The sequence below is a fragment of the Yersinia sp. IP36721 genome, assembly GCF_003634395.1.
GTDB classification, from domain to species: domain Bacteria; phylum Pseudomonadota; class Gammaproteobacteria; order Enterobacterales; family Enterobacteriaceae; genus Yersinia; species Yersinia entomophaga.
Genome location: NZ_QCZL01000001.1, coordinates 58195 through 81435 on the forward strand (window position 1 = coordinate 58195; position 23241 = coordinate 81435).

Below are 23241 nucleotides of genomic sequence, written 5' to 3' on the forward strand. Positions count from 1 at the left end.
TTTATTTAATATTTTTGATTTATAAGGAAAATAATTATGGCTACGCCACATATCAATGCTGAAATGGGTGATTTTGCTGACGTTGTCCTGATGCCAGGGGACCCGCTGCGAGCAAAATTCATCGCAGAAACCTTCCTGCAAGACGTGCGTCAGGTTAACAATGTGCGTGGCATGCTGGGGTTCACCGGTACTTATAAAGGCCGCAAAATCTCGGTAATGGGTCACGGTATGGGTATTCCATCCTGCTCAATCTACGCGAAAGAACTGATCACCGATTTCGGCGTGAAAAAAATCATTCGCGTGGGTTCATGTGGCGCAGTTCGTAACGATGTAAAACTGCGTGACGTTGTGATTGGTATGGGTGCCTGCACCGATTCCAAAGTTAACCGTCTGCGTTTTAAAGATCACGATTATGCGGCTATCGCTGATTTCGATATGGTGCGTAACGCTGTTGACGCCGCTAAAGCCAAAGGCGTTCCAGCACGCGTCGGTAATATTTTCTCCGCTGATTTATTCTATACGCCAGACCCACAAATGTTTGATGTAATGGAAAAATACGGCATTTTGGGCGTGGAAATGGAAGCTGCCGGTATCTACGGCGTAGCGGCAGAATTTGGTGCTAAAGCGCTGACTATCTGTACCGTTTCTGACCATATCCGTACCGGTGAACAAACTACCGCAGAAGAACGCCAAACGACCTTCAACGACATGATTGAAATCGCGTTGGAATCTGTTCTGCTGGGCGATAAAGAGTAATAGCCCGGGCTACAATTTCTTCTGAGCCGCACACTCCGCTGCGGCTCTTTTTTTATCAATACTTTCTGTTTCTCTGTTTCTTTCTATATGCGTCAACAGGTTCCAGATATCACCCCTGAACATTGGCTACAAGCGCAGCGTTTGGTTGAGATATTTTGGCTTCGAGTGGCTGATCATTCAGCTATCTGTTTGGAATTCAGTGCGATAGCATTGCCAAATGCAGGAAAAGTTGGCTCACTCACGCCACGTATCCAACGCATGGCCTGAACCTACTTTTTGACCTGCGATTCCTCGGTTCTTTCCGTAGATTTGCTGGCAGTTGAATCCGCATTGGATGATTCCCCTGATTCGCTGTCTTCTTCTACCGGCGTATTGGCAGTGAGCAGATAAGGCGATTGCTGCCAGCGGCTACGGCGATGCTGCAATAAGGTTCTGGCCAGAATAATACCGACCGCCAGCGCGACCAGAATCATTAAACGCAGTAAGTTGGTGGTGTTATCCACCTGCTTGGATTCGGTTGCCAGTACGTGGGTATCCAACGTCATGCGCAAAAAGCCGCTAGGCCCGTTCTTGCCGGGAATCATCTCCACAATCTGATGATTGAAATAACTGCCGGGGCGTTTGCCGTCCAGCGCCAACCGGTCACGCACTTTGACTTTTTCGCCAGAATCCGCGACCAAAGTGCCGTCAATCAAATACACACTGGCATCCAGTATGCGACTCGCCTGCGTCAACTGTTTCAGGACTTCATCGACCTTCTGGCTATCCACGTCGTCATTGTTGCTATCCATAATCGGAGACAGGCTAAAAGCCACCTGTTTCGCCAGCGTTTTCGCCAGCTCTTCCACCTGTTCGGAGCGTGCCAACTGGTGGCTGAGGCTGAAATAGGATGCGCCCTGCATAAGCAGTACAAGCAAAGCTAGACAAATCAGTACGATAGCAGTGCGATGCAGTCGAAATTTTAATTTAGCCCGGGCCATGCAGGTTCCTTACGCGTTTTGATGACTTTATGTTGCCAGAAGCAAGGACGATAGGATAGCTTGATGCATCGTTTTTACCCTTCATCTTTCTCGCTGCTGCGGTGTTGGCTGCTTTTGCTCACCCCGGTCGCTTAGTGGGCTAAGCTCCTGAGGATTCGCTCAGTCGCTGCTTGGCCGCAACGAGAAATTATTGGGCTTATATCGCAGCTTTGCTGTGATGTGAGGCTATTGGGTATATATTGCCGATTCTGGGTTTCTACAGGAGCTTTTCATGTCAAATAGTCTGACCTATTGCGATCTCCCCGCGGAGATTTATCAGTGGCCCGGTTTGCCGCTTTCTTTGAGTGGTGACGAGGTTATGCCGCTGGATTATCGTGCGGGCCATACGGGTTGGCTGTTGTACGGCAGAAAGCTGGATAAACAACGTATTACCGATTTTCAACGCCGTTTGGGCGCGGCGATGGTGATTGTCTCCGCTTGGTGCGTCGATGACTATCAGGTGATTCGTCTGGCTGGTAGCCTGACACCGCGGATTAAAACGCTGGCGGACGAAAGCGGGCTCGATGTGGCTCCGCTAGGCGCAATTCCTCATTTGCGTACGCCGGGTTTATTGGTTATGGATATGGATTCCACGGCTATTCAGATCGAATGTATTGATGAAATAGCCAAATTAGCCGGCGTGGGCGACGAAGTGGCCGCTGTAACCGAGCGGGCAATGCAAGGGGAACTCGATTTCTCTGCCAGCCTGCGTCAGCGGGTAGGTACGCTGAAAGGAGCCGATGCCAATATTCTGAAACAGGTACGCGATACTTTGCCGCTGATGCCGGGGTTGGTCACGCTCGTGAAGAAATTACAGGCGCTGAACTGGCATGTGGCTATCGCTTCTGGCGGGTTCACTTATTATGCGGAATATCTGCGGGATAAGCTGCATCTGGACGCGGTAGCCGCCAATGAGCTGGAAATCCGTGACGGCAAACTGACCGGTCAGGTGCTGGGCCCGATTGTCGATGCGCAATACAAAGCCGACACACTGATTAAACTGGCGGAAAAACTGTCTATTCCGATTCAGCAAACCATTGCCATCGGCGACGGTGCCAACGATCTGAAAATGATGCAGGCAGCCGGTTTGGGGTTGGCGTTCCATGCTAAGCCTAAGGTTTATGCTAAAGCGAAAGTGGCGATTCGGCACGGTGATTTGATGAGCGTGCTGTGTATTTTAAGCGGCAGTCTGAAGCACGAAGAACGCTAATTCCCTACGTTTCTGGCGTGCTCGCTCAGTTTGCCGTCACGCCAGTAAACCGTAGGAAAATAGGCGGTTACAACGCTAAAACCTATTGAATTTTAAATTTATTGTTAGATCGTAATACAGAGGAAAAGACGTGGCTAAAGCACCAAAACGCGCATTTGTTTGTAATGAGTGCGGCGCAGATTATCCGCGCTGGCAGGGGCAGTGCAGTGCCTGTAACGCCTGGAATACCATTACCGAAGTGCGTCTGGCTGCGGCAACGCCTTCTTCGCGTAACGATCGCCTCGGTGGCTATGCGGGCGAGGCGGGTATCAGTCGGGTACAAAAGCTGTCAGATATCAGTCTGGAAGCGCTGCCGCGTTTCACCACCGGCTTCCTTGAGTTCGATCGGGTGTTAGGCGGCGGCGTGGTACCCGGCAGTGCCATTCTGATTGGTGGCAACCCCGGCGCGGGGAAAAGTACCCTGCTGTTACAGGTATTGTGCAAGCTATCTGAAGGCATGAAAACCCTGTATGTCACCGGTGAGGAATCGCTACAGCAGGTGGCGATGCGAGCGCATCGACTCGGTTTGCCCACCGGTAATCTGAATATGTTATCGGAAACTAGCATCGAGCAGATTTGCCTGATTGCAGAGCAAGAACAGCCTAAGCTGATGGTGATCGACTCCATTCAGGTGATGCATATGGCCGATATTCAGTCCTCTCCCGGCAGCGTGGCGCAGGTGCGTGAAACCGCCGCTTATCTAACACGTTTTGCTAAAACACGCGGCGTAGCGATAGTGATGGTTGGTCACGTGACTAAAGACGGCTCGCTGGCCGGTCCGAAAGTGTTGGAACACTGTATCGACTGTTCAGTGATGTTGGATGGCGACGGCGATTCCCGCTTCCGTACTCTTCGCAGCCATAAAAACCGCTTTGGTGCGGTGAATGAGTTGGGCGTTTTTGCCATGACGGAACAAGGGCTACGTGAAGTCAGTAATCCATCGGCAATTTTCCTCAGCCGGGGTGATGAAGTCACTGCCGGTAGCTCGGTGATGGTGGTGTGGGAAGGGACACGTCCGCTGTTGGTTGAGATTCAGGCGCTGGTGGATCATTCGATGATGTCGAATCCGCGGCGAGTAGCAGTAGGATTGGAACAGAATCGACTGGCTATCTTGCTGGCGGTTTTACACCGTCACGGCGGCCTGCAAATGTCGGATCAGGATGTTTTCGTTAACGTGGTCGGTGGGGTAAAAGTTACGGAAACCAGCGCCGATTTGGCGTTATTAATGTCATTGGTATCCAGCTTGCGGGATCGGCCCTTACCGCAGGATTTAGTGGTATTTGGCGAAGTCGGGCTGGCCGGTGAGATTCGCCCGGTGCCCAGTGGCCAGGAGCGAATTTCCGAGGCGGCGAAGCACGGTTTTAAGCGAGCCATAGTGCCGCACGCCAACATGCCGAAGAAGCCTCTGCCGAATATGCAGGTATTTGGCGTGAAAAAACTGGCCGACGCGCTGGCGGTTCTAGAGGATCTTTAAGCTGCATTTAGTCGTGTTGTTTGAGCAGCATACTGTGTTATTTTTGTTTAGCGTGCTAAACAGGAGGCAGTATGCTGCAGTTCGATTATTTAAAAACGGCAATCAAACAGAAAGGCTGCACGTTACAGCAAGTGGCCGAAGCCAGTGGCATGACCAAAGGATATTTAAGCCAGCTACTTAACGATAAAATCAAAAGCCCCAGTGCGCAAAAACTTGAAGCCCTGCATCGTTTTCTTGGGTTGGAATTCCCTCGCCGCGAGAAAAAGGTCGGCGTAGTGTTTGGTAAATTTTACCCGCTGCATACCGGCCACATCTATTTGATCCAACGAGCCTGTAGCCAGGTAGATGAATTACATATCATTCTGTGCCACGACGAACCTCGGGATCGGGAACTGTTCGAGAACAGCTCCATGTCACAACAGCCAACGGTTAGTGACCGTTTGCGCTGGCTGCTGCAAACGTTCAAATATCAAAAAAATATCCGCATTCACTCATTTGATGAGCACGGCATCGAACCCTATCCGCACGGGTGGGATGTCTGGAGCCGCGGCGTAAAGGCCTTTATGGCAGAAAAAGGCATAGTGCCAAGCTTTATCTATTCCAGCGAAAGTCAGGATGCGCCGCGCTATCGCGAACAGTTTGGTATCGAAACCATCCTGATCGATCCGCAGCGTTCATTTATGAAGATTAGCGGCCGTCAGATCCGCCGTGATCCTTTCCGTTACTGGGATTATATTCCTACCGAAGTCAAACCCTTCTTTGTCCGTACGGTGGCGATCCTCGGCGGGGAGTCCAGTGGAAAATCGACGCTGGTGAATAAATTAGCCAATATATTCAATACCACCAGCGCCTGGGAGTACGGGCGGGATTACGTATTTTCCCATTTGGGTGGCGATGAGATGGCGTTGCAATACTCAGATTACGACAAAATAGCCTTGGGGCAGGCGCAGTACGTGGATTTCGCGGTGAAATACGCCAATAAGGTTGCATTTATCGATACGGACTTCGTCACGACTCAGGCATTTTGTAAGAAATACGAAGGGCGGGAGCATCCTTTCGTGCAGGCATTGATCGATGAGTATCGCTTCGATCTGGTGATTCTGTTGGAGAATAATACTCCGTGGGTGGCCGACGGTTTACGCAGTCTGGGGAGTACTTCCGATCGGAAATCCTTCCAAAGCCTGCTGGAAGATATGCTGAGAGCCAATAACGTTGAATATGTTCACGTGGAATCGGCAGACTACGACGAGCGCTTCCTGCGCTGCGTTGAATTGGTTCAGCAATTGCTGGCCGCCGATCCACTGCGATTATCCCGCTCACCGATCAGCGAGCGGAACAGTCTGCAGAATGATAATTAATAAGCGATAACCAGCTTGCCCTGCATGCGTCCAGTCAGTACTTTTTGGTGCGCCGCGTGCAGGGTGTCAGTCGTCAGGCCGTGTAAAGTATCACTCAGCGTGCCGCGCAGTTCTCCTGCGTCGACATATTGAGCGACCTGTTTCAATATTTCTCCCTGTTGCGCCATATCCGGCGTGTTGAACATGCTGCGGGTAAACATCAATTCCCAGTGCAGAGCGGCACTTTTCAGTTTCAACGCGCTTTGATCGAGGGGATGAGTATTTTCCACGATGGTGCAAATGTGGCCCATCGGTGCGATGAGGTCGCCGATCGTCGCCCAGTGACCGTCGGTGTCATTCAGGCAGAAAATATAATCCACCTTATCGATCCCATTACTGGCCAGTTCTCCTTTTAGATCGCGATAATCGACGGTGAGATCTGCGCCGCGATCCAGACACCAGCTTGCAGAGACTGGGTTCGAGGCTGTGGCGATCACGTTAACCTGACTACGCAGCGCCGCCAGTGAGATGGCTATCGATCCCACGCCGCCGGCACCGCCAATGATCAACAGGGTTTTCCCCGCTGGCGCTTCCTGAATTTTTAGATGCTCAAATAGCCCTTCCCAGGCGGTCAATGCGGTCAACGGCATGGCAGCGGCTTCTGCCCAGTTCAGGCGATTCGGTTTACGCGCCACGATGCGGGCATCGACCAATTGATGCGTGGCGTTGCTGCCAGGACGCGTCAGATCACCGGCATACCAGACTTCATCTCCAACGCTAAAACCCTGTGTCGAGCTACCTACGCCAATGACTACGCCGCTGGCATCCCAGCCGAGCACTCGCGGCTGCTGTAAGCCATTTTTTTGTAGACCGGCGTGGACTTTGGTATCCACCGGATTAACCGATGCGGCTTTCACTTCCACTAAGAGATCGAAAGCACTGGGCGTTGGCTGATCCCACGGGATCTGAATGAAATCGGCGGGTTTCTGCGGATTAACTGCAATAGCGTAATGAGACATAGCCTAGCTCCTTTTTAGGTAGACCTTGAGTTTAGATCCGATTGACTAGAGTGATAAGATGGACAATCAATAACGCAGTGTTCGTCTATGGTGAACAATTATGTTTAAGCAGCTACAGGATATGGCGCTGTTTGCGCGAGTGGCCGAATGCGGCAGTTTTACCAAGGCGGCGGCCATCGCCGGTTTACCTAAATCCAGCGTCAGTCAGCGGATTAGCCTGTTGGAACACCGGTTGGGTATCCGGTTGCTGAATAGAACCACGCGTCAGATCAGCCTGACGTTCGCCGGTGAACGCTATTTGGTTCACTGTCAGGAAATGCTACAGGCGGCGGAGCGAGCCGATTTAACCCTACAGCGCTTGCTGGATAATCCCAGCGGCCGACTGCGAGTTTCCAGTCCGGCAGGGCTGGCCGCCACTTTGCTGGCGCGGATTGCCACGGATTTTCAACGACAATATCCCGATGTTTCTCTCGAGGTATTGGTCTCCGACGTTAAAGTGGATTTGGTGGAAGAAGGCTTCGATGTGGCGTTGCGCACTGGAAAACCGCAGGATTCTTCATTGATTGGACGCCGCTTGGGCTATGCGCCCCGCAATTTACTGGCTTCTCCTGATTATCTGACTCAATTTCCGCCGATTTTACATCCGCGTCAGTTGGAGGAACATCGTTGGATTACCCACCGCGCTTGGCCAGAACTGGTATTAAATCATCAGGATGAATATTTCCGTTGGCAGTTACCTAAGCTACACGTCACCGATAATTTGCTCTACGCCATTGAGTGCACACTATCGGCGGGTGGAATTACCTTGCTGCCCGCTTTTCTTAGTCGCGAAAAGGTCGCGCAGGGAAAATTAGTGGAAGTGTTGCCTGAATGGCTGGCCGAAGGGAATGAACTGTATTTGGTTTATCCCAGCCGGAAATTAAATTCACCGGCATTGAGCTGTTTTATTGATGTGGTTATGGGGCATCCGGTATTTACCCATTATGCCCAAGGATTAACGTAATATTTTTGGTGCGTTGGCTAAGTGAGAGCATTACTTTGCGGCAGAAGTGGGAAGCGCAACAATATCGTTAAAATCGGTCCCAAACCAATAGACGCCATAATCGCTCCAGTGTGGGCCTTCAATAAAATCCATCAGCGAAACCTGTTCGGTGTGAAAAACCTGACCGGCCTGATTTTCAATTTTAATGTAGCCGCTGTAATGAGAGCCGTCGCCGGGCGAGCCAATAGAGGGAATCAATTGGGTAATCTTATAAAAGCGCATAACGTATTGATGATTGGGACTCCATTCTTCCCTGACCAGAGTGCCTTGTTGCCACCAAAAATAGACTGCTCCACCCAGAATAAACAAAAATAGCGTCCATCGGATTTTGCGGATTCTTATTAATTTTTTCAGTGCTTCAGAGATTGAATATAATTTCATTTGCTATCCATGCGTCAGGCTAAAAAAATACTGCCCACCAAGGTGAGCAGTATTTAGCAGTGAATGACGAATTACTTGGTCATTTTCTTGTACTTAATACGGTGCGGTTCTAAGGCATCAGCGCCCAGCGTCCGCTTTTTCCACTCTTCGTATTCAGTAAAGTTACCTTCGAAGAATTCTACTTTCCCTTCATCCTGATAATCGATGATATGGGTAGCAATACGGTCGAGGAACCAACGGTCATGGGAAATAACCATCGCACAGCCCGGGAATTCCAGTAAGGCGTTTTCCAGTGCGCGCAGGGTTTCAATATCCAGGTCGTTGGTGGGTTCATCGAGCAGCAACATATTGCCGCCAACCTGCAACAATTTTGCCAGATGGATACGACCACGCTCACCGCCGGACAGCTCGCCGATGCGTTTGCCCTGATCGACACCTTTGAAGTTAAAGCGACCAACGTAGGCGCGGCTTGGCAATTCAAAGTTACCGATCTTCATGATGTCCTGACCGCCGGAAACTTCTTCCCACACGGTTTTGCTGTTATCCATGCTGTCGCGGAACTGATCGACAGAGGCTAACTGCACGGTTTCACCCAAGGTTATGGTGCCGGAATCAGGCTGTTCCTGACCGGACAACATACGGAACAACGTAGATTTACCCGCGCCGTTCGGCCCGATAATACCGACGATGGCGCCTTTCGGCAGTGCAAAGGTCAGATCGTCAATCAGCAGGCGGTCGCCATAGGATTTGCTCAGGTTCTGAACTTCCAGCACTTTGTCGCCTAAACGTGGACCAGGTGGAATGAACAACTCGCTGGTTTCGTTACGTTTTTGGTATTCAACGCTGTTAAGTTCTTCAAAGCGAGCCAAACGTGCCTTGCCTTTAGCCTGACGGCCTTTCGGATTCTGACGAACCCATTCCAGCTCTTTCTCGATAGATTTACGACGAGCGGCTTCGGAAGAGGCTTCCTGCGCCAGACGAGCGTCTTTCTGCTCCAGCCATGAGGAGTAGTTGCCTTCCCACGGAATACCTTCGCCGCGGTCAAGTTCGAGAATCCAGCCAGCCACGTTATCCAAGAAGTAACGGTCATGGGTAATCGCCACAACGGTGCCTTCATAGTCGTGCAGGAAGCGCTCCAGCCAAGCCACGGATTCGGCATCCAGGTGGTTGGTTGGTTCGTCCAGCAGCAGCATGTCCGGTTTTTCCAGCAGCAGGCGGCAGATCGCCACGCGACGACGCTCACCACCGGACAGATTGGCAATTTTGGCATCCCAAGGCGGCAGACGCAGCGCATCGGCAGCGCGTTCCAACTGATTATCCAGATTATGGCCATCGTGAGACTGGATAATCGCTTCCAGCTCGCCTTGCTCTTTCGCCAGCTTATCGAAGTCGGCGTCTGGATCGGCATACAGCGCGTAGACTTCGTCCAAACGAGTCAGCGCGCGTTTAACTTCGCTAACGGATTCTTCTACCGCTTCGCGTACCGTTTGTTCCAGATTCAGTTGAGGTTCCTGCGGCAGGTAACCGATTTTCAGGCCTGGTTGAGCGCGCGCTTCGCCTTCGATGTCGGTATCTACACCGGCCATAATGCGCAACAGGGTAGATTTACCGGAACCGTTCAGACCCAATACGCCGATTTTGGCGCCGGGGAAGAAGCTCAGGGAGATGTTTTTCAAAATATGACGCTTCGGCGGAACCACTTTGCCAACGCGATGCATGGTATAGACGTATTGAGCCACGTTGCTCTAGCCTCTCTATATCAGTTTTTATTAGGATGTCTGGTGCGGAGTGTAGCCCGTTTCGATAACGGATCCCATACATCCTTGAAGATAACGGAGTATAACCTTTTTGCGGGAGCGGCGGGCTGACCGCCCCCACAGAATGGGCTTATTCAGGTATCAGGGCGCGGTGACGACCATTGCCACGCGACGGTTTTCGGCTCGGCCTTTGGCCGTGCGGTTATCGGCAACCGGATTTAGCTTACCAAGCCCGCGAACTTCGATATTGGCTTTCGGCATACCGATGGAAGTCAGGGTATTTGCGACGGCGCTGGCGCGGCCATAAGACAGTTGGTTATTGTAACTATCTTCACCCATTGAATCGGTGTGTCCGTCCAGACGAATATGGCTGATACCAACGTCCATCAAGGCGTGGCCGATTTTCTCTACGGTTTGCTCTCCCTGAGCATTCAGTTTCCCAACGTTGCTGCTAAATAGCACCTTATCTGACAGGCCAAATTCCCAACCGTTGTCCGTTAGTTTGAATCCCTGTTCCTGTAGAGCCGCTATTTGCTCCGCTGTCAGACCCTGAGGCTTATTCTGACAACCCGCTAGCAGCAATAACCCCAACGCCATCAAGCCAATCCACAGGCTACTCCTCAACTTTTGCATTGTAAGACCTTATTCTTTTACGCTGTGTATGTCAGGCTTTGGGGCAGAATCACCCGGCCGCCTCCATGATAATTGTTCTTCGCCAAATACATGGCCTCATCCGCACGCTGTAACAGTTCTACTGGCGTTTGCGCGTGTTCCGGATAGAACGCAATACCAATACTGATTGATGTTGTGATATCCGTGCCGTCAGGCAGTGTAATTGGGTGAGCCATACAATGAATGATATTGTCCGCGATCGATAATACATCATAGCTATTGCCGATTGACGTCAGTAGCACGGCAAATTCGTCACCGCCCAGACGAGCAACAAAATCAGTTTCACGTAATTGCGAACGGATACGTTCAGCCATGGTGATGAGTACGACGTCACCGGCGGCATGGCCATAATTATCATTAATCTCTTTGAAACTATCGGCATCGAGGAACATCAATGCCACCATATCCTTATCAGCGCATTCATTGAGCGTGCGGTTCAGGCTGACTTCAAAAAAGGCGCGATTGGCAAGCCCGGTCAGGCTGTCATGAGTCGCTCTATGGGTCAGGAAATCATTTTCCTGCGTTAAATGTGCCTGCCAGACTTCCAGCTCTTCCAGCAGCCCATTGAAATCGTTACTTAACTCATTAAGTTCTTTGATATGAGCCGATGGAACTCTTTGGCCAAAGCTACGATGCAGGCTCACATCGTGCGCCACTTCGGTTATACGGTTCAGCGAGCCGACAATTCTGCGGAGCATTCGGCGAGAAAGGAACAGGGCGACTAGCGTGCTGGCAATGATACCGGCTAGCATGGCAATCACCCCGCGCAACAGGAAACTGAGCAGGCTGCCGCCGTGGCCGACAATAATAATGGTACCTATGCGTTCACCGCTGTGCATGATAGGCAGTTCTACCGGGCCACTCAGTGCCCAATGGGCAACGCTTTGCTCCAGCTGGTGGAACGGGCCGTGGGCGGGTAGCGACCAACTGGCTATTAGCTTGCCATTGGCATCAACTATTTTAGCTTCGGCCACTTCTTCGCTGGCTGCAATCAACGCCAACGATTCATTGGCGGCAATATTATCGCCGAAAACTACGGCGGCTTCGGTGGTATAGCTAATTGAGCGGGCGATCAAATGCAGGTTGTGGTCGGCGTAAACACGCAGGGAAAAAATGGCAACCAGAGTAATAAAGATACCAGCCATCCCCACGGCAACCAGAGCCACGGTTAAATGTATGCGTTGAAGTATTTTCCCTAAGCTAGGTAATTTTACACGACGTTTATTTATTCTTTTAATCAGTCTCATAAACCATCAGCCTTCTTACGGGCGAGTTGCAGTACGCTCGGATGAACACGAACTCCTGTACGTGCTAACGCATCCATATTAACCTTAAAAGATGCCTGGTTATCTTCCACTAACAGACAAAAGGCGCTGCCGGTGGCGCATTCAGAATAATCCTCACTGATTGTCAGTATCGGATGACCTTGAGTGCGATTAATTAACTCCAACCGCTGCTCTGCAGTGGCACTTCCCAAATAAATAGCATCGCATTGGCTTGAAATAGCCGGGCTGGCAAACGGGAATCGCTCGACTTTAATTGGATGTTGCGTTGCCATTAACGCCGGGTTAAACAGGCCTTCTGCATAGTTGGTCGGGGCGACAACACATAACCTAATGACCTGCGGAGTCACCGGCCAGCGGGCATAGCTGATAATCCCCAAAACCATTTTGGTTGCGGCATCTGTCCGCGCCTGTATCACGTTCGCATTGGCAGGTTCTTCCGCCGATCTGGCACCGGTAGAAAATACGAACGTAAATACAATCAATAGATACTGACAAATACGCCCAAAATGCCAGGGAGGCATAACGTATTGATCATTCTTACTGACGCCGTTGATTGCGCAAGTCGAGGTGGTCATTTTTGCGCTTCCTGTGGATCGGCCCCGGAAATATAAACAGGCAACATAGTCAGTGAGAAAAAGTCATTTTATTATCGGCGCTTAGATTTACCGTTTTTATTCTCTCTGATTGTATTACAAGATCACATTGTTGCAATGCTCGTCATGGTATCGGCAGGGCAGGGAATTTTCTTAAATATTTTCATTTCAGGGAAAAACCGCCCGGTTTTAACACCGGGCGGAGAAAGAAAGCGGGAAATGGTCAAACAGACTTTATGGAAGGTTTAAAACGCTGGATAACCCATTTCTCTATTTCAACAATAATGAAGATGGCAAGACCCACCAGTAATGTCAGGCCCCAGTAATAGGCTGGCAGAGGTTCGGTTCCAAAGGCTGTGTTCATAAACGGCAGATAGATAATTGCCAGTTGCAGCAAGATTAGAACGCCGGAAACCAGCCACAGACCTTTGTTAACGAACAACTCTTTGTTCAGCGGGAAGCGATCCGCCACGCGGCAGTTAAACATGTAAATCCACTGCGCGGTAACCAGCGTTTGCATGAGCACTGTACGGATAAATTCGGTGCTGTAACCTCGAGGTTCCAGATAAGCTTCCAGAATAAAGGCACTGATAGCAATCAAAGTACCGACAAAGGCGATACGCCAGATAGCGTGGCCGTCCAGTACATGGCGCGAAGGATCTCGCGGATTGCGGTTCATGATGCCTCTTTCTGCCGGTTCAAATGCCAGACCGAAAGAAAGCGTAGTAGAGGTCGCCATATTCATCCACAGAATTTGCAGCGGCGTTAACGGAATGACCGCCCCGGCAAGAATGGCAAAGATGATTAGCAGCCCCTGCGCCAGGTTGGTTGGCAGGATAAACAGGATGGTTTTCTTCAGGTTATCGTAAACCCGACGCCCTTCTTCTACCGCACTGGCGATGGTGGCGAAGTTATCATCAGAGAGCACCATATCGGCAGCTTCTTTAGTCACTTCGGTTCCTTTGATCCCCATCGCGATACCCACATCCGCCTGTTTCAGCGCCGGTGCATCGTTGACGCCATCGCCGGTCATGCCAACGATTTCACCTTTGGTTTGCAACGCTTTTACCAGACGCAGCTTATGCTCCGGGCTGGTTCGGGCGAAGATATCGTAACGAACCGCGGCTTCGGCCAGTTCCTCATCGTCCATATGTTCCAGCTGACTGCCGGTAATGGAATCCGTGCCGTTGCCTATTCCCAGCATCGCGCCAATTGCCATGGCGGTTTCCTGATGGTCGCCGGTGATCATTTTCACGCGAATACCGGCCTGCTGGCAGGTGGCTATCGCATCAATGGCTTCAGGGCGCGGCGGATCCATCATGCCGGCAATACCGACAAACACCATACCCTGTTGAATATCGGCATGATCCAGGTTGCTAATGCCCTCGTCAGTAGGTCGGAACGCCGCAGCCACCATACGCAAGCCCTGCTTGGCGTAGCGAGCCATTTCAGCTTCCCAGTAATCGCGGCGGAACGGAGCGACGCCGTTTGCCGTCAGTTCCTGCTGGCAGAAGGTAAATAGTACGTCCGGCGCGCCGGTCAGGAAGATGCTGTTTTCCGACTGAATCTGATGGCTGGTGGCCATATATTTATAAGCGGAATCAAAAGGAATTTTACCGAGTTGATTAACCTGACCCAGCTCAATGCCGGATTTCGCCGCCAGTACTTTTAGCGCCCCTTCGGTTGGGCCGCCGGTAATCACCCAATGACCCTGATCGTTTTTCTGGATCTGGCTGTCATTACATAAATTCACCGCAGTGATGAATGTTTTCAGCGTTGGGTTTGCAGCTAAATCGGCCTGCTGGTCGCTGCCTTCCTGATAAATATTGCCTACGGGCTCATAGCTTTCACCTTCAACGCGATAGCAATGGTCGGCCAAAATTACCGCTTTCACGGTCATTTCGTTCATTGTCAGGGTGCCGGTTTTATCGGAACACACCACCGTCATTGCACCCAAAGTTTCTACCGTTGGCAGCTTACGGATAATCGCCCGTTTACGCGCCATGGACTGAACGCCCAGCGACAAAATAATTGAGATAATCGCCGGTAAGCCTTCCGGAACCGAGGCCACGGCCAGACTGATCAGCGCCAGCAACAGTTCATCAACCGGCAGGTCGCGTAGGATAAAGGCAAAAACAAACAGTACGGCCATCATCACCAGAATCAGGATGAAGATAGCTTTACCGAGGCGATCCATTTGCTGCAGTAGCGGAGTTCGGGTCGATTCAACGGTAGACATCATCTGGTTGATATGACCCAGCTCGGTGTCACCACCGGTGGCAATAACCACGCCTTTGGCCGTACCGGCGCTAATGGTGGTACCGGAAAACAGCAGATTTTTACGATCGCCAATAACGGATTCGCTTTCTATGACTCCGGTTTGTTTTTCCACCACCGTCGATTCGCCAGTAAGAATAGCTTCTTCGATCTGTAGGTTGTGGCCCTCCAGCAAACGCAGGTCAGCAGGAATTTTGTCACCGGGTTTCAGGGTAACGATATCGCCCGGCACCAGATCTTTTGCATCAATGGTTTGCGTAATGCCATCGCGAATAACCACGGCTTTACTGGAAAGCATGTTCTGAATGCTTTTCAGGGATTTCTCGGCCTTATTTTCCTGAACAAAACCGATCAGGGCGTTAATGACCGCGACGCATAAGATGATTATGGTATCGACGGAATGCCCCATCAGTCCTTTAACCAAGGCTGCGGCGAGCAGGATATAAATCAGAACATCATTAAAATGGGCAAGGAATTGGAGGAGGGGATGCTTGCGTTTCTTTTCTGGCAAGGCATTAGGCCCGTGCTTTTTTAGGCGTTTTGCTGCCTCCTGCTGGCTCAGACCTTCTGTAGTGGTATTGAGCTGCTCTAAGCTCTCATCCGTCGTGAGCTGATACCAGGTTTTGCCCGATGGGGGCGGCGAGGCTGACTTTTGGTTTGGTGTGTTATGCATTGAAGGAACCTTCTCCAAAGAATTAATAAATCTAAAATTAGCCGTCCTTGTGTCCTTTATTTACCGGAAAATAATGCCGGTTTAACGTCAAGCCAAAATACCTTTTGCCTTACGCTGTGAACACCTATAAGTTAATTATTTGATTTTTAAATAAAAATTAAATGCTAATGGGTTGAACAGAAACAGTGAAACAGCATAGTTATAGTGAGGAAGGATAGTAGATAATTATCAGTTTACTGCCTTGATCTGAGATAATAAAAATTAAGTAACAGAATGTTCCTATAGGCGCAGAACCTGAGTTTAGGCGCGATTTTTGCTACTGATATCTCTACAGTTACTTGCGTTATCGCTAAAAAATTTAACACCCAATCTCTCAGCTTCATTGGTAATTTATTTCGTTCAGCGGATAAGATGAATATGAATAGCCACTATTATAAAAAGGTTATTATTCCGTTCGTATTCCTAATTATGTGCTTATCTTCATTAAGCAAAACGTGGATTCTTCATAATAAGAATATCTGCAAAAGTGGGTAAAGACGCTGGAACATAGTGGCATATCGAGCGAAACTCTCAGCCAGCCTGAATTTGAAGCTCTGAACTAATTATGACTATGCTAATCAGAAGATCCGGTGAATATGACGTACAGCCAACAACCAGTGAGGAAACAGTAAGTATGGATAAGTGGCGATACCTGGCGATTGGCGTGTGTCTGGTGACAGCATCAGGAGCGGCGTCAGCAGATTCTCTTGATGCCCAACGGCAGCGCTATCAACAAGTTAAACAGGCGTGGGATAGCAACCAGATGGCAACGGTGGAACAGCTGTTACCAACGCTGCGCGATTATCCTTTGTATCCCTATCTGGAATATCGTCAGTTGACGCAAGATCTCGGCCAGGTCAGCGCGGCACAGATCAGTGATTTCCTTAACCGTAATCCAACGCTGCCGCCAGCGCGTTCGTTATCCTCGCGTTTTGTTAACGAGCTGGCGAACCGTGAAGATTGGCGTGGGTTATTGAGCTTTAGCCCACAGCCACCGAAGCCGGTAGCGGCTCGTTGTAATTATTACTATGCCAAATGGGCGACCGGCGAGCAGCAGGTCGCCTGGGACGGCGCCAGCGAAATCTGGTTGAACGGCCAGTCTTTACCGGGTAGCTGCGACAAGCTGTTTACGGTTTGGCAGCAGGCAGGGCACCAAACACCGCTGGCAACGCTGGCGCGGATGCGTTTGGCGCTCAAGGAAGGGAATGCCAGTCTGGTCAACTTCTTGCTGAAACAATTACCGAGTGATTATCAAACCATGGGGACGGCGCTGGCGAAGTTGCAAAGCGATCCGGCCAGCGTGGAAAGCTTTGCCCGCACCGTAGGACCGACAGATTTTACCCGTTCTGCCACCATTATTGCTTTTACTCGCTTAGCGCGTCAGGACGTGGAAAACGCCCGCGCCATGATTCCCACGCTGACACGACTACAGAAGATGAGCGAGAAAGATAAACTGGAGCTGGAAGAGGCGGTTGCCTGGCGTTTGATGGGCAATGATGCCACTTACGAGCAGGCGAAATGGCGTGATGAAGTCACGTTGCGCAGCCACGCCACGCCGTTGCTTGAACGCCGTATTCGCATGGCGTTAGGCACCGGTGACCGTAAAGGGTTACAGGCATGGCTGGAGCGTTTACCTGCGGATGCAAAAGATAAAGACGAGTGGCGCTACTGGCGTGCAACCTTGCTGATTGAGCAGGGAAATAAAGCCGAAGGCGAGGCGATACTGCGTGAGTTGACCAAAGCTCGCGGTTTCTACCCAATGGTGGCGGCACAAAAGCTGAATATACCTTATCCAATCATGGTTGAAGTGGCGACCAAACCCGATACCTCATTGGCGGACAGCCCGGAAATTGCTCGGGTTCGCGAACTGATGTACTGGAATATGGATAATCTGGCACGTAACGAATGGAGCTATCTGGTCGCCAGCCGTAGTAAACCGCAGCAGGAAGCTCTGGCGCGCTATGCCTTTAACCAAAAGTGGGCCGATCTGAGCGTACAGGCGACGATAGTGGCGAAACTTTGGGATCATCTGGAAGAGCGCTTCCCTCTGGCCTGGCCGCAAGAATTCCGTCGGGCAACGGAAGGCAAAGGCATTACTCCAAGTTATGCGATGGCTATTGCCCGACAGGAAAGTGCATGGAACCCGAAAGCGCAGTCTCCTGTGGGAGCCGCAGGTTTAATGCAGGTGATGCCACGTACCGCAGATCATACGGTAAAACTGAATAATATCAGCGGCTATGTGAACAGCAGCCAATTGCTCGATCCGGTCACAAATATCGAAATTGGCACCAGCTATCTGGAAGAGGTCTATCAGCAGTTTGGCCGCAACCGGATTCTCGCCAGCGCGGCGTATAACGCCGGGCCATCGCGAGTGAATACCTGGCTTGGAAATAGCGCGGGGCAGATCGATGCCGTTGCTTTCATTGAAAGTATTCCTTTCTCTGAAACGCGCGGCTATGTCAAAAACGTCTTGGCTTACGACGCTTTCTATCGTCACTTTATGCACCGTCCGGCAAAGGTGCTGAGTGATGCGGAGTGGCAGAGGCGTTATTGATTTTTGCCAGTTTATGCTATGCTGCTGTACTAGTTAAATAGTATGGCAGCATACCATGACCGAAAATGTCGTAATCGATCCCGCTCTTTCCGCTGAAGATAACCAGAACTGGTTAAGCTTTATTGCGCTGCTGCAACAGGCCGTTGCGCAAGATCTTCACCAACCGTTGTTGCAACTGATGCTGACGCCCGATGAGCGTGCGGCTTTGGGGACGCGCGTGCGTATTATTCAGGAGTTAATGCGTGGTGAATTGAGTCAGCGGGAACTGAAGAACCAACTCGGCGCCGGTATTGCTACCATTACCCGAGGTTCTAATAGCCTGAAAGCCTCGCCACCGCAGCTGAAAAGCTGGTTGGAAGCGCAATTACTCAATAACGAATCGTCGTCGCAATCCTGAAACGATTGAAACGTCAGGTAAAGATTGAGCCTTTGCCTGACGCTCTATTGCCTAATCAGCTTTCCAGATAGACCGAGTTATGGAAAGGAACTAAAGCAAGTACTAACGCTTGATGGTAAACGCTGGTGCGTGACAGTTTACCATCGGTAAAGACTCCAATCGCACCACCCTGACGTTTCACTTCCGCATTACCTGTCAAAAGTGCCATTTCGTCGCCTAGTTCACGACCTTGATTAATTCCTTGTAATATAATTTGCGGTAGCATCAAACTGGCTGAGCGGGATTCTCCCCGCTGCTGCAAGTGTTCAACGACTATCCAGGCAAAGGTCATATTATCTTCGATACCGGCTTCGACCCCGACCCAAAAATCTGCTTCCGGCTTTATCTGACGTGCTGCGGCGACCCGCTGGCGTGCTCCGGTGCGGGTTTCGTCACTGCCAATTGGCTGGAGGGATACGCCGCTATCGACGTTGATACCTTCGATATGGCAGGTGTCTGCGCCAAAAACATCGTTGAAGGCGAGAGTGATAGCCCTGATCTTTGCAGGGTTGGTAGTTGCGGCAACAACATGGTACATAATGAGCTTAAGTATCCTTTAGCTAATTTTACGCAGTATAACGGAAATCAGACATGTTACAGGTATATCTCGTTCGTCATGGCGAAACCGAATGGAACGCGGCCCGCCGTATTCAAGGGCAATCAGACAGCCCGCTGACCGCAATCGGTGAACATCAGGCTCGTCTGGTCGCACGTCGGGTGAGCAGTGAAGGTATCACCCACGTCATCACCAGCGATTTGGGACGTACGCGACGCACGGCAGAAATCATTGCCGATGCCTGTGGCTGTGACGTTATTGTTGAGCCGCGTCTGCGTGAATTGAATATGGGCGTGTTGGAGGAGCGTGGCATCGACGGCTTAAACGCGCAGGAAGAACGGTGGCGCAAGCAGATGGTCGATGGTACTCCTGATGGGCGTATTCCTCAGGGGGAATCCATGGCTGAACTGGCGGCCCGTATGCGTGGGGCTTTGGAAAGCTGCCTTGAGCTACCTCCGGGCAGCAAACCGTTGTTGGTTAGCCACGGTATCGCGTTAGGTTGCCTGCTCAGCACTATTTTGGGGTTGCCGCCCCATGCTGAGCGCCGCTTGCGTTTGCGCAACTGTTCGCTATCCCGCGTGGATTATCAGCAAAGTCCGTGGTTGGCATCAGGTTGGATAGTTGAGACCGCGGGCGATATCACGCATCTGGATATGCCCGCGTTGGACGAATTACAGCGTTAACGTCGGATAGGAATCAGATATTCGCAGTGTAACACCTTCGGAGGCTGGTCTTGTGGCCGGCCCTGAGGGAAGAAACGTTCGATATCATAGCCTTTGCGGCGAGTCATCTCCGACAGCGGCAGGCAGGTACCATACAGTGTCAGAATAAAGTCCTGTAGCCCTTCCGCCGGCCCTTCATAGATAAACTTAACGTATTCACCGCCCTGCAAAATAACCGGCTGGCCTTCAGTTACGTTGGCTGGAGTATGTTGAGGCTCAATGGCCGTGGTGTAGAATATCTCCTGCTCATCATCTTTTTCCTGATTTGGCCGGGAATGATGCAAGCCGTACAGTACCGGCGGCAGCTTATCCGCACCGCCAAGATATTGATGCCAGAAATGAGAGCGCAACTCGGTTCGGAACGTGGAAATTTGTTCCAGCGTGCATGAATAGCTTTGGGTTAAACCAACCAAATGCTGTTCTGGCAAGGTAATAAACTCGGCCTGAGGCAGGGTATAAGACCCCAACCGAATAGGCGGGCAGATGCCTAAGGAATGCCAGTCTTCCGCTCGACGATAGAGCGCAGGCGTTTGCGCAAACTGTTTTTTGAATGCGCGAGTAAAGGTTTGCTGGGAGTCGAAACGGTATTGCAGTGCAATATCCAGAATGGGCCGACTGGTTAGACGCAGCGCAACCGCAGCTTTAGATAGTCTTCTTGCTCGGATATAGGCACCAATAGCGTTACCGGTGACGTCTTTAAACATCCGTTGCAAATGCCATTTAGAGTAGCCTGCCTTGGCGGCGACATTGTCCAGTGATAAAGGCTGGTCTAAATGACTTTCTAGCCAGCTAAGCAGATCACGAATGATACTGGCTTGATCCATAGATCTTCCTCATAAAGCGGCCTGGATTAAAGTAATAGCTTGAGAGCTGAAAATTAGCTCCGCCGCATAGTAGCAATTTTTTTTGTCTCAGACTGCTTAAGATTTTTATTAGCAACTGTGCTAAATAATGTTGTTAAGCTGGCGAAAGCTTATTTCCAATGAATATCTTATTATCAGTACAAAAATTTAACTTTGCGTAATCTATCGGGTGTAATGGAGTAAGTGTATGAAAAAAAATTGGATATTGCTTTGCGGACTACTTTCTTTTGGCGCCATGAGCGTGCATGCGGAAGAGGTTGGCTCGGTGGATACGGTATTTAAGCTGTTTGGCCCTGACCATAAAATCGTCATTGAAGCCTTCGATGATCCTGATGTTAAAAATGTAACTTGTTATATCAGCCGTGCAAAAACCGGTGGAATCAAGGGCGGATTAGGGCTGGCAGAGGATACTGCCGATGCGGCTATCTCCTGTCAGCAGGTCGGACCGATTGAGTTATCAGAGAAAATCAAGAAAGGAAAATCTAAAGGGGAGGTGGTCTTCCAGAAACGCACTTCGCTTATTTTCAAAAAGCTTCAGGTCGTTCGTTTCTACGATGCAAATCGTAACGCTCTGGTGTATCTGACTTATTCTGACAAAGTCGTTGATGGTTCACCGAAGAATGCTATCAGCGCCGTGCCGATTATTCCTTGGACGCACGCCAACCCATAACGAAGAATTATAAGCAAAAAAAAGCCAGCACTTCAGCGCTGGCTTTTTTATAAAGTTGATAACCGGTTGATTACTCTTCCAGATCGCCACAGAAACGATAACCTTCGCCATGGATAGTAGCGATGATTTCTGGCGTATCCGGAGTGGATTCGAAATGTTTACGAATCCGGCGGATGGTAACGTCAACCGTACGGTCATGAGGTTTCAGCTCGCGGCCGGTCATTTTCTTCAGCAATTCGCCACGGGATTGAATTTTCCCTGGGTTTTCGCAGAAGTGCAGCATGGCGCGGAATTCACTGCGTGGCAGTTTATAGTGTTCGCCAGCAGGGCTGATCAGTGAGCGGCTATTGATGTCCAGCTCCCAACCGTTAAATTTATAGCTTTCAACCAGACGACGCTCTTCGCCCACGCTACCCAGATTCATGGTGCGTGACAGCAAGTTACGTGCACGAATAGTTAATTCGCGCGGATTGAAAGGCTTGGTGATGTAGTCATCAGCACCGATTTCCAGACCGAGAATCTTATCCACTTCATTATCGCGGCCAGTCAGGAACATCAGCGCAACGCTTGCCTGTTCACGAAGTTCCCGAGCCAACAATAAACCATTCTTGCCTGGCAGATTGATGTCCATGATAACCAGGTTGATATCATTCTCAGACAGAATGTGATGCATTTCAGCGCCATCATTGGCTTCATGAACTACGTAGCCTTCCGCCTCGAAAATGCTCTTCAGGGTGTTACGAGTGACTATCTCGTCTTCTACGATCAGAATGTGCGGGGTCTGCATGTTTGCTACCTAAAATTGCCAACAAAATAGAAATAGGAAGTACAGAAGTCTTTGTTACATAGGAATTTTTATTGACTTGTAACTCGTCATCCTATTTATCACATGACTAAAGTACGTAAACGCGTTCTTGATGCACTTTCCATCAACGTCAACAACATCGCTAGCTTGGTCGGGGTGTTACTCCCTACAGCCCCAAAGGTGACAAAAGCGGCGCATATCCTAACCCTATTAACAGCAACATAACAGTGTGAGCCGAATCTACCACCCAACAAAACTACGCTTTGTTGACATATATCAAATTCAATTGTAGCACGTTAACACTTTTGTGAAAAACACTTACAAGAATACCAGCTTAAGTGATAGTTGGTTAAAATAACTGATCGTTTCAGTGTATTTAATATTAAAAAAATCGGTTTATGTATAGGTGAATAATTTAATTTGTAATGCATTGATTTTTATTGTTTAAAATCAACATATTCTGAGTATCAGCCGTCAGTCATGATTTTCAACGTTGGGCCTCTCTTTCACTCAATAGATAAGATAAATTACCGTAAATGTTATATAAATGTAAACAACCCGTCCGTTATATTTACATCAGCAGCGTTGCGGTGAAAAACAGCTTATTCACGTCCTATGCTTCCCAGGGAGGTCACCCGTAGCCAAACGTCCTTATTGCCTCGCTTTTTCCCCCTTTGGCTCTATAGGAACGAAAGAAGGAACGAAACACGCTTTCTCATTATTTGACGAAATGTCACCGTCGGCTCGCACAGAAAACAGAAAAAATGCTGCTGTACATACTAGGGATAAAATTCGCCTGCCTGGCTATATATTCCTTAATTTGTGATTTTATCGGTTTTTACTGCTTTTAATTTCTTTTTTATAGAATTTAAATTCTTTGATACCGATGCTTAATTCCGCGAGCCAGTTAACAAAAAAGTTTGACTTGGGTCGACTATTGCTTTAACCAATAGAGGGACAGCTTCAATTATGAAATGAGACAGACAGAAAACATGCGATTCATCAGCCTGACTACAACGATTATTACCACCACCGAAACCACAGGTTACGGGGCGGGCTGA

Annotated in this window: 22 protein-coding genes and 1 other annotated feature (1 of these 23 only partly in view); of the genes, 11 read left to right on the top strand and 11 right to left on the bottom strand. The window is 49.9% G+C overall.

All coding sequences use genetic code 11. The annotated features are described in order from the left end of the window. The first annotated feature begins 36 nt into the window (after positions 1-36). A complete protein-coding gene (deoD, locus tag DBA33_RS00230) occupies positions 37-756 on the top strand; it encodes a purine-nucleoside phosphorylase (protein ID WP_049599015.1) in 720 nt (239 codons plus the stop codon). A gap of 269 nt (positions 757-1025) precedes the next feature. Here deoD and DBA33_RS00235 read toward each other — a convergent pair whose 3' ends face one another. Continuing rightward, positions 1026-1736, bottom strand: coding sequence for a YtjB family periplasmic protein (locus tag DBA33_RS00235; RefSeq protein WP_064516292.1), 711 nt, complete (start codon positions 1734-1736; stop codon positions 1026-1028). A 271-nt stretch (positions 1737-2007) separates the two neighbouring features. Here DBA33_RS00235 and serB point away from each other — a divergent pair, with 271 nt between their 5' ends. The 3 genes from serB to nadR all read left to right on the top strand — a co-directional run bounded on the left by serB (position 2008) and on the right by nadR (position 5856). After that, entirely contained in the window at positions 2008-2985 is a 978-nt protein-coding gene (gene serB, locus DBA33_RS00240; RefSeq protein ID WP_049599009.1) for a phosphoserine phosphatase, read from the top strand. Between the two features lie 130 nt (positions 2986-3115). Then, positions 3116-4498, top strand: coding sequence for a DNA repair protein RadA (gene radA / locus DBA33_RS00245; RefSeq protein ID WP_049599006.1), 1383 nt, complete (start codon positions 3116-3118; stop codon positions 4496-4498). 71 nt (positions 4499-4569) lie between these two features. Further along, positions 4570-5856, top strand: coding sequence for a multifunctional transcriptional regulator/nicotinamide-nucleotide adenylyltransferase/ribosylnicotinamide kinase NadR (gene nadR / locus DBA33_RS00250; protein ID WP_064516294.1), 1287 nt, complete (start codon positions 4570-4572; stop codon positions 5854-5856). Here the strand turns inward: nadR and DBA33_RS00255 are convergent. Further along, positions 5853-6854, bottom strand: a complete 1002-nt coding sequence (locus DBA33_RS00255; RefSeq protein WP_064516296.1) for a zinc-binding alcohol dehydrogenase family protein — start codon at positions 6852-6854, stop codon at positions 5853-5855. The genes nadR and DBA33_RS00255 overlap by 4 nt on opposite strands. A gap of 100 nt (positions 6855-6954) precedes the next feature. Here DBA33_RS00255 and DBA33_RS00260 point away from each other — a divergent pair, with 100 nt between their 5' ends. Next, entirely contained in the window at positions 6955-7857 is a 903-nt protein-coding gene (locus DBA33_RS00260; protein WP_064516298.1) for a LysR family transcriptional regulator, read from the top strand. Positions 7858-7887: 30 nt separating this feature from the next. On the opposite strand, the gene DBA33_RS00265 is transcribed toward DBA33_RS00260, so the two are convergent. The 6 genes from DBA33_RS00265 to DBA33_RS00290 all read right to left on the bottom strand — a co-directional run bounded on the left by DBA33_RS00265 (position 7888) and on the right by DBA33_RS00290 (position 15535). Then, positions 7888-8277, bottom strand: coding sequence for a hypothetical protein (locus tag DBA33_RS00265; protein ID WP_064516300.1), 390 nt, complete (start codon positions 8275-8277; stop codon positions 7888-7890). 71 nt (positions 8278-8348) lie between these two features. After that, complete coding sequence (gene ettA, locus DBA33_RS00270; RefSeq protein WP_049598991.1) at positions 8349-10016, bottom strand: energy-dependent translational throttle protein EttA; 1668 nt, start codon at positions 10014-10016, stop codon at positions 8349-8351. Positions 10017-10175: 159 nt separating this feature from the next. Beyond that, a complete protein-coding gene (locus tag DBA33_RS00275) occupies positions 10176-10667 on the bottom strand; it encodes an OmpA family protein (protein ID WP_064516301.1) in 492 nt (163 codons plus the stop codon). A 17-nt stretch (positions 10668-10684) separates the two neighbouring features. Continuing rightward, positions 10685-11953, bottom strand: coding sequence for a diguanylate cyclase (locus DBA33_RS00280; protein WP_064516303.1), 1269 nt, complete (start codon positions 11951-11953; stop codon positions 10685-10687). After that, positions 11950-12567 (bottom strand): YfiR family protein, encoded by a 618-nt coding sequence (locus DBA33_RS00285; RefSeq protein WP_064516305.1) that lies wholly within the window; start codon positions 12565-12567, stop codon positions 11950-11952. Before DBA33_RS00285 ends, DBA33_RS00280 begins: the two co-directional genes overlap by 4 nt. 241 nt (positions 12568-12808) lie before the next feature. Next, positions 12809-15535 carry a cation-transporting P-type ATPase gene (locus DBA33_RS00290; protein ID WP_120805182.1) on the bottom strand — a complete coding sequence of 909 codons (2727 nt, stop codon included), beginning with the start codon at positions 15533-15535 and terminating at the stop codon, positions 12809-12811. Positions 15536-16208: 673 nt separating this feature from the next. On the opposite strand from DBA33_RS00290, the gene sltY reads away from it, so the two are divergent. Next, on the top strand, positions 16209-18128 hold the full coding sequence (gene sltY / locus DBA33_RS00295) for a murein transglycosylase (RefSeq protein ID WP_120805184.1): 1920 nt from the start codon (positions 16209-16211) through the stop codon (positions 18126-18128). A 55-nt stretch (positions 18129-18183) separates the two neighbouring features. Then, positions 18184-18525 carry a trp operon repressor gene (gene trpR, locus DBA33_RS00300; protein WP_064516310.1) on the top strand — a complete coding sequence of 114 codons (342 nt, stop codon included), beginning with the start codon at positions 18184-18186 and terminating at the stop codon, positions 18523-18525. 55 nt (positions 18526-18580) lie between these two features. On the opposite strand, the gene yjjX is transcribed toward trpR, so the two are convergent. Next, complete coding sequence (gene yjjX, locus DBA33_RS00305) at positions 18581-19102, bottom strand: inosine/xanthosine triphosphatase (protein WP_120805186.1); 522 nt, start codon at positions 19100-19102, stop codon at positions 18581-18583. Positions 19103-19155: 53 nt separating this feature from the next. On the opposite strand from yjjX, the gene gpmB reads away from it, so the two are divergent. Beyond that, positions 19156-19803, top strand: coding sequence for a 2,3-diphosphoglycerate-dependent phosphoglycerate mutase GpmB (gene gpmB / locus DBA33_RS00310; RefSeq protein WP_064516313.1), 648 nt, complete (start codon positions 19156-19158; stop codon positions 19801-19803). Here gpmB and robA read toward each other — a convergent pair. Further along, positions 19800-20666 carry an MDR efflux pump AcrAB transcriptional activator RobA gene (gene robA, locus DBA33_RS00315; RefSeq protein ID WP_064516315.1) on the bottom strand — a complete coding sequence of 289 codons (867 nt, stop codon included), beginning with the start codon at positions 20664-20666 and terminating at the stop codon, positions 19800-19802. The genes gpmB and robA overlap by 4 nt on opposite strands. Before the next feature lie 226 nt (positions 20667-20892). Here robA and creA point away from each other — a divergent pair, with 226 nt between their 5' ends. After that, on the top strand, positions 20893-21375 hold the full coding sequence (creA, locus tag DBA33_RS00320; protein ID WP_064516317.1) for a protein CreA: 483 nt from the start codon (positions 20893-20895) through the stop codon (positions 21373-21375). Positions 21376-21445: 70 nt separating this feature from the next. Here creA and arcA read toward each other — a convergent pair whose 3' ends face one another. Then, the gene (gene arcA, locus DBA33_RS00325) at positions 21446-22162 is read right to left on the bottom strand and encodes a two-component system response regulator ArcA (RefSeq protein ID WP_004706052.1); all 717 of its coding nucleotides are present in this window, start codon (positions 22160-22162) and stop codon (positions 21446-21448) included. A 102-nt stretch (positions 22163-22264) separates the two neighbouring features. Here arcA and DBA33_RS20860 point away from each other — a divergent pair, with 102 nt between their 5' ends. Together DBA33_RS20860 and thrL are read left to right on the top strand one after the other, a co-directional pair. Continuing rightward, positions 22265-22405: a hypothetical protein gene (locus tag DBA33_RS20860; RefSeq protein WP_235600971.1), complete on the top strand. Its 141-nt coding sequence runs from the start codon at positions 22265-22267 to the stop codon at positions 22403-22405. A gap of 767 nt (positions 22406-23172) precedes the next feature. Beyond that, positions 23173-23241, top strand: coding sequence for a thr operon leader peptide (thrL, locus tag DBA33_RS00330; protein WP_120805398.1), 69 nt, complete (start codon positions 23173-23175; stop codon positions 23239-23241). Further along, positions 23180-23241 (top strand) — a sequence feature (Thr leader region); it runs 56 nt beyond the window's last position. It overlaps the preceding gene by 62 nt.

Bases quoted from the DNA above. Each gene is read 5' to 3' on its own strand.
- deoD (WP_049599015.1), top strand. From the start codon at position 37: ATGGCTACGCCACATATCAATGCTGAAATGGGTGATTTTGCTGACGTT.
- DBA33_RS00235 (WP_064516292.1), bottom strand. From the start codon at position 1,736: ATGGCCCGGGCTAAATTAAAATTTCGACTGCATCGCACTGCTATCGTA.
- serB (WP_049599009.1), top strand. From the start codon at position 2,008: ATGTCAAATAGTCTGACCTATTGCGATCTCCCCGCGGAGATTTATCAG.
- nadR (WP_064516294.1), top strand. From the start codon at position 4,570: ATGCTGCAGTTCGATTATTTAAAAACGGCAATCAAACAGAAAGGCTGC.
- DBA33_RS00255 (WP_064516296.1), bottom strand. From the start codon at position 6,854: ATGTCTCATTACGCTATTGCAGTTAATCCGCAGAAACCCGCCGATTTC.
- DBA33_RS00260 (WP_064516298.1), top strand. From the start codon at position 6,955: ATGTTTAAGCAGCTACAGGATATGGCGCTGTTTGCGCGAGTGGCCGAA.
- DBA33_RS00265 (WP_064516300.1), bottom strand. From the start codon at position 8,277: ATGAAATTATATTCAATCTCTGAAGCACTGAAAAAATTAATAAGAATC.
- DBA33_RS00275 (WP_064516301.1), bottom strand. From the start codon at position 10,667: ATGCAAAAGTTGAGGAGTAGCCTGTGGATTGGCTTGATGGCGTTGGGG.
- DBA33_RS00280 (WP_064516303.1), bottom strand. From the start codon at position 11,953: ATGAGACTGATTAAAAGAATAAATAAACGTCGTGTAAAATTACCTAGC.
- DBA33_RS00285 (WP_064516305.1), bottom strand. From the start codon at position 12,567: ATGACCACCTCGACTTGCGCAATCAACGGCGTCAGTAAGAATGATCAA.
- DBA33_RS00290 (WP_120805182.1), bottom strand. From the start codon at position 15,535: ATGCATAACACACCAAACCAAAAGTCAGCCTCGCCGCCCCCATCGGGC.
- sltY (WP_120805184.1), top strand. From the start codon at position 16,209: ATGGATAAGTGGCGATACCTGGCGATTGGCGTGTGTCTGGTGACAGCA.
- trpR (WP_064516310.1), top strand. From the start codon at position 18,184: ATGACCGAAAATGTCGTAATCGATCCCGCTCTTTCCGCTGAAGATAAC.
- yjjX (WP_120805186.1), bottom strand. From the start codon at position 19,102: ATGTACCATGTTGTTGCCGCAACTACCAACCCTGCAAAGATCAGGGCT.
- gpmB (WP_064516313.1), top strand. From the start codon at position 19,156: ATGTTACAGGTATATCTCGTTCGTCATGGCGAAACCGAATGGAACGCG.
- robA (WP_064516315.1), bottom strand. From the start codon at position 20,666: ATGGATCAAGCCAGTATCATTCGTGATCTGCTTAGCTGGCTAGAAAGT.
- creA (WP_064516317.1), top strand. From the start codon at position 20,893: ATGAAAAAAAATTGGATATTGCTTTGCGGACTACTTTCTTTTGGCGCC.
- arcA (WP_004706052.1), bottom strand. From the start codon at position 22,162: ATGCAGACCCCGCACATTCTGATCGTAGAAGACGAGATAGTCACTCGT.
- DBA33_RS20860 (WP_235600971.1), top strand. From the start codon at position 22,265: ATGACTAAAGTACGTAAACGCGTTCTTGATGCACTTTCCATCAACGTC.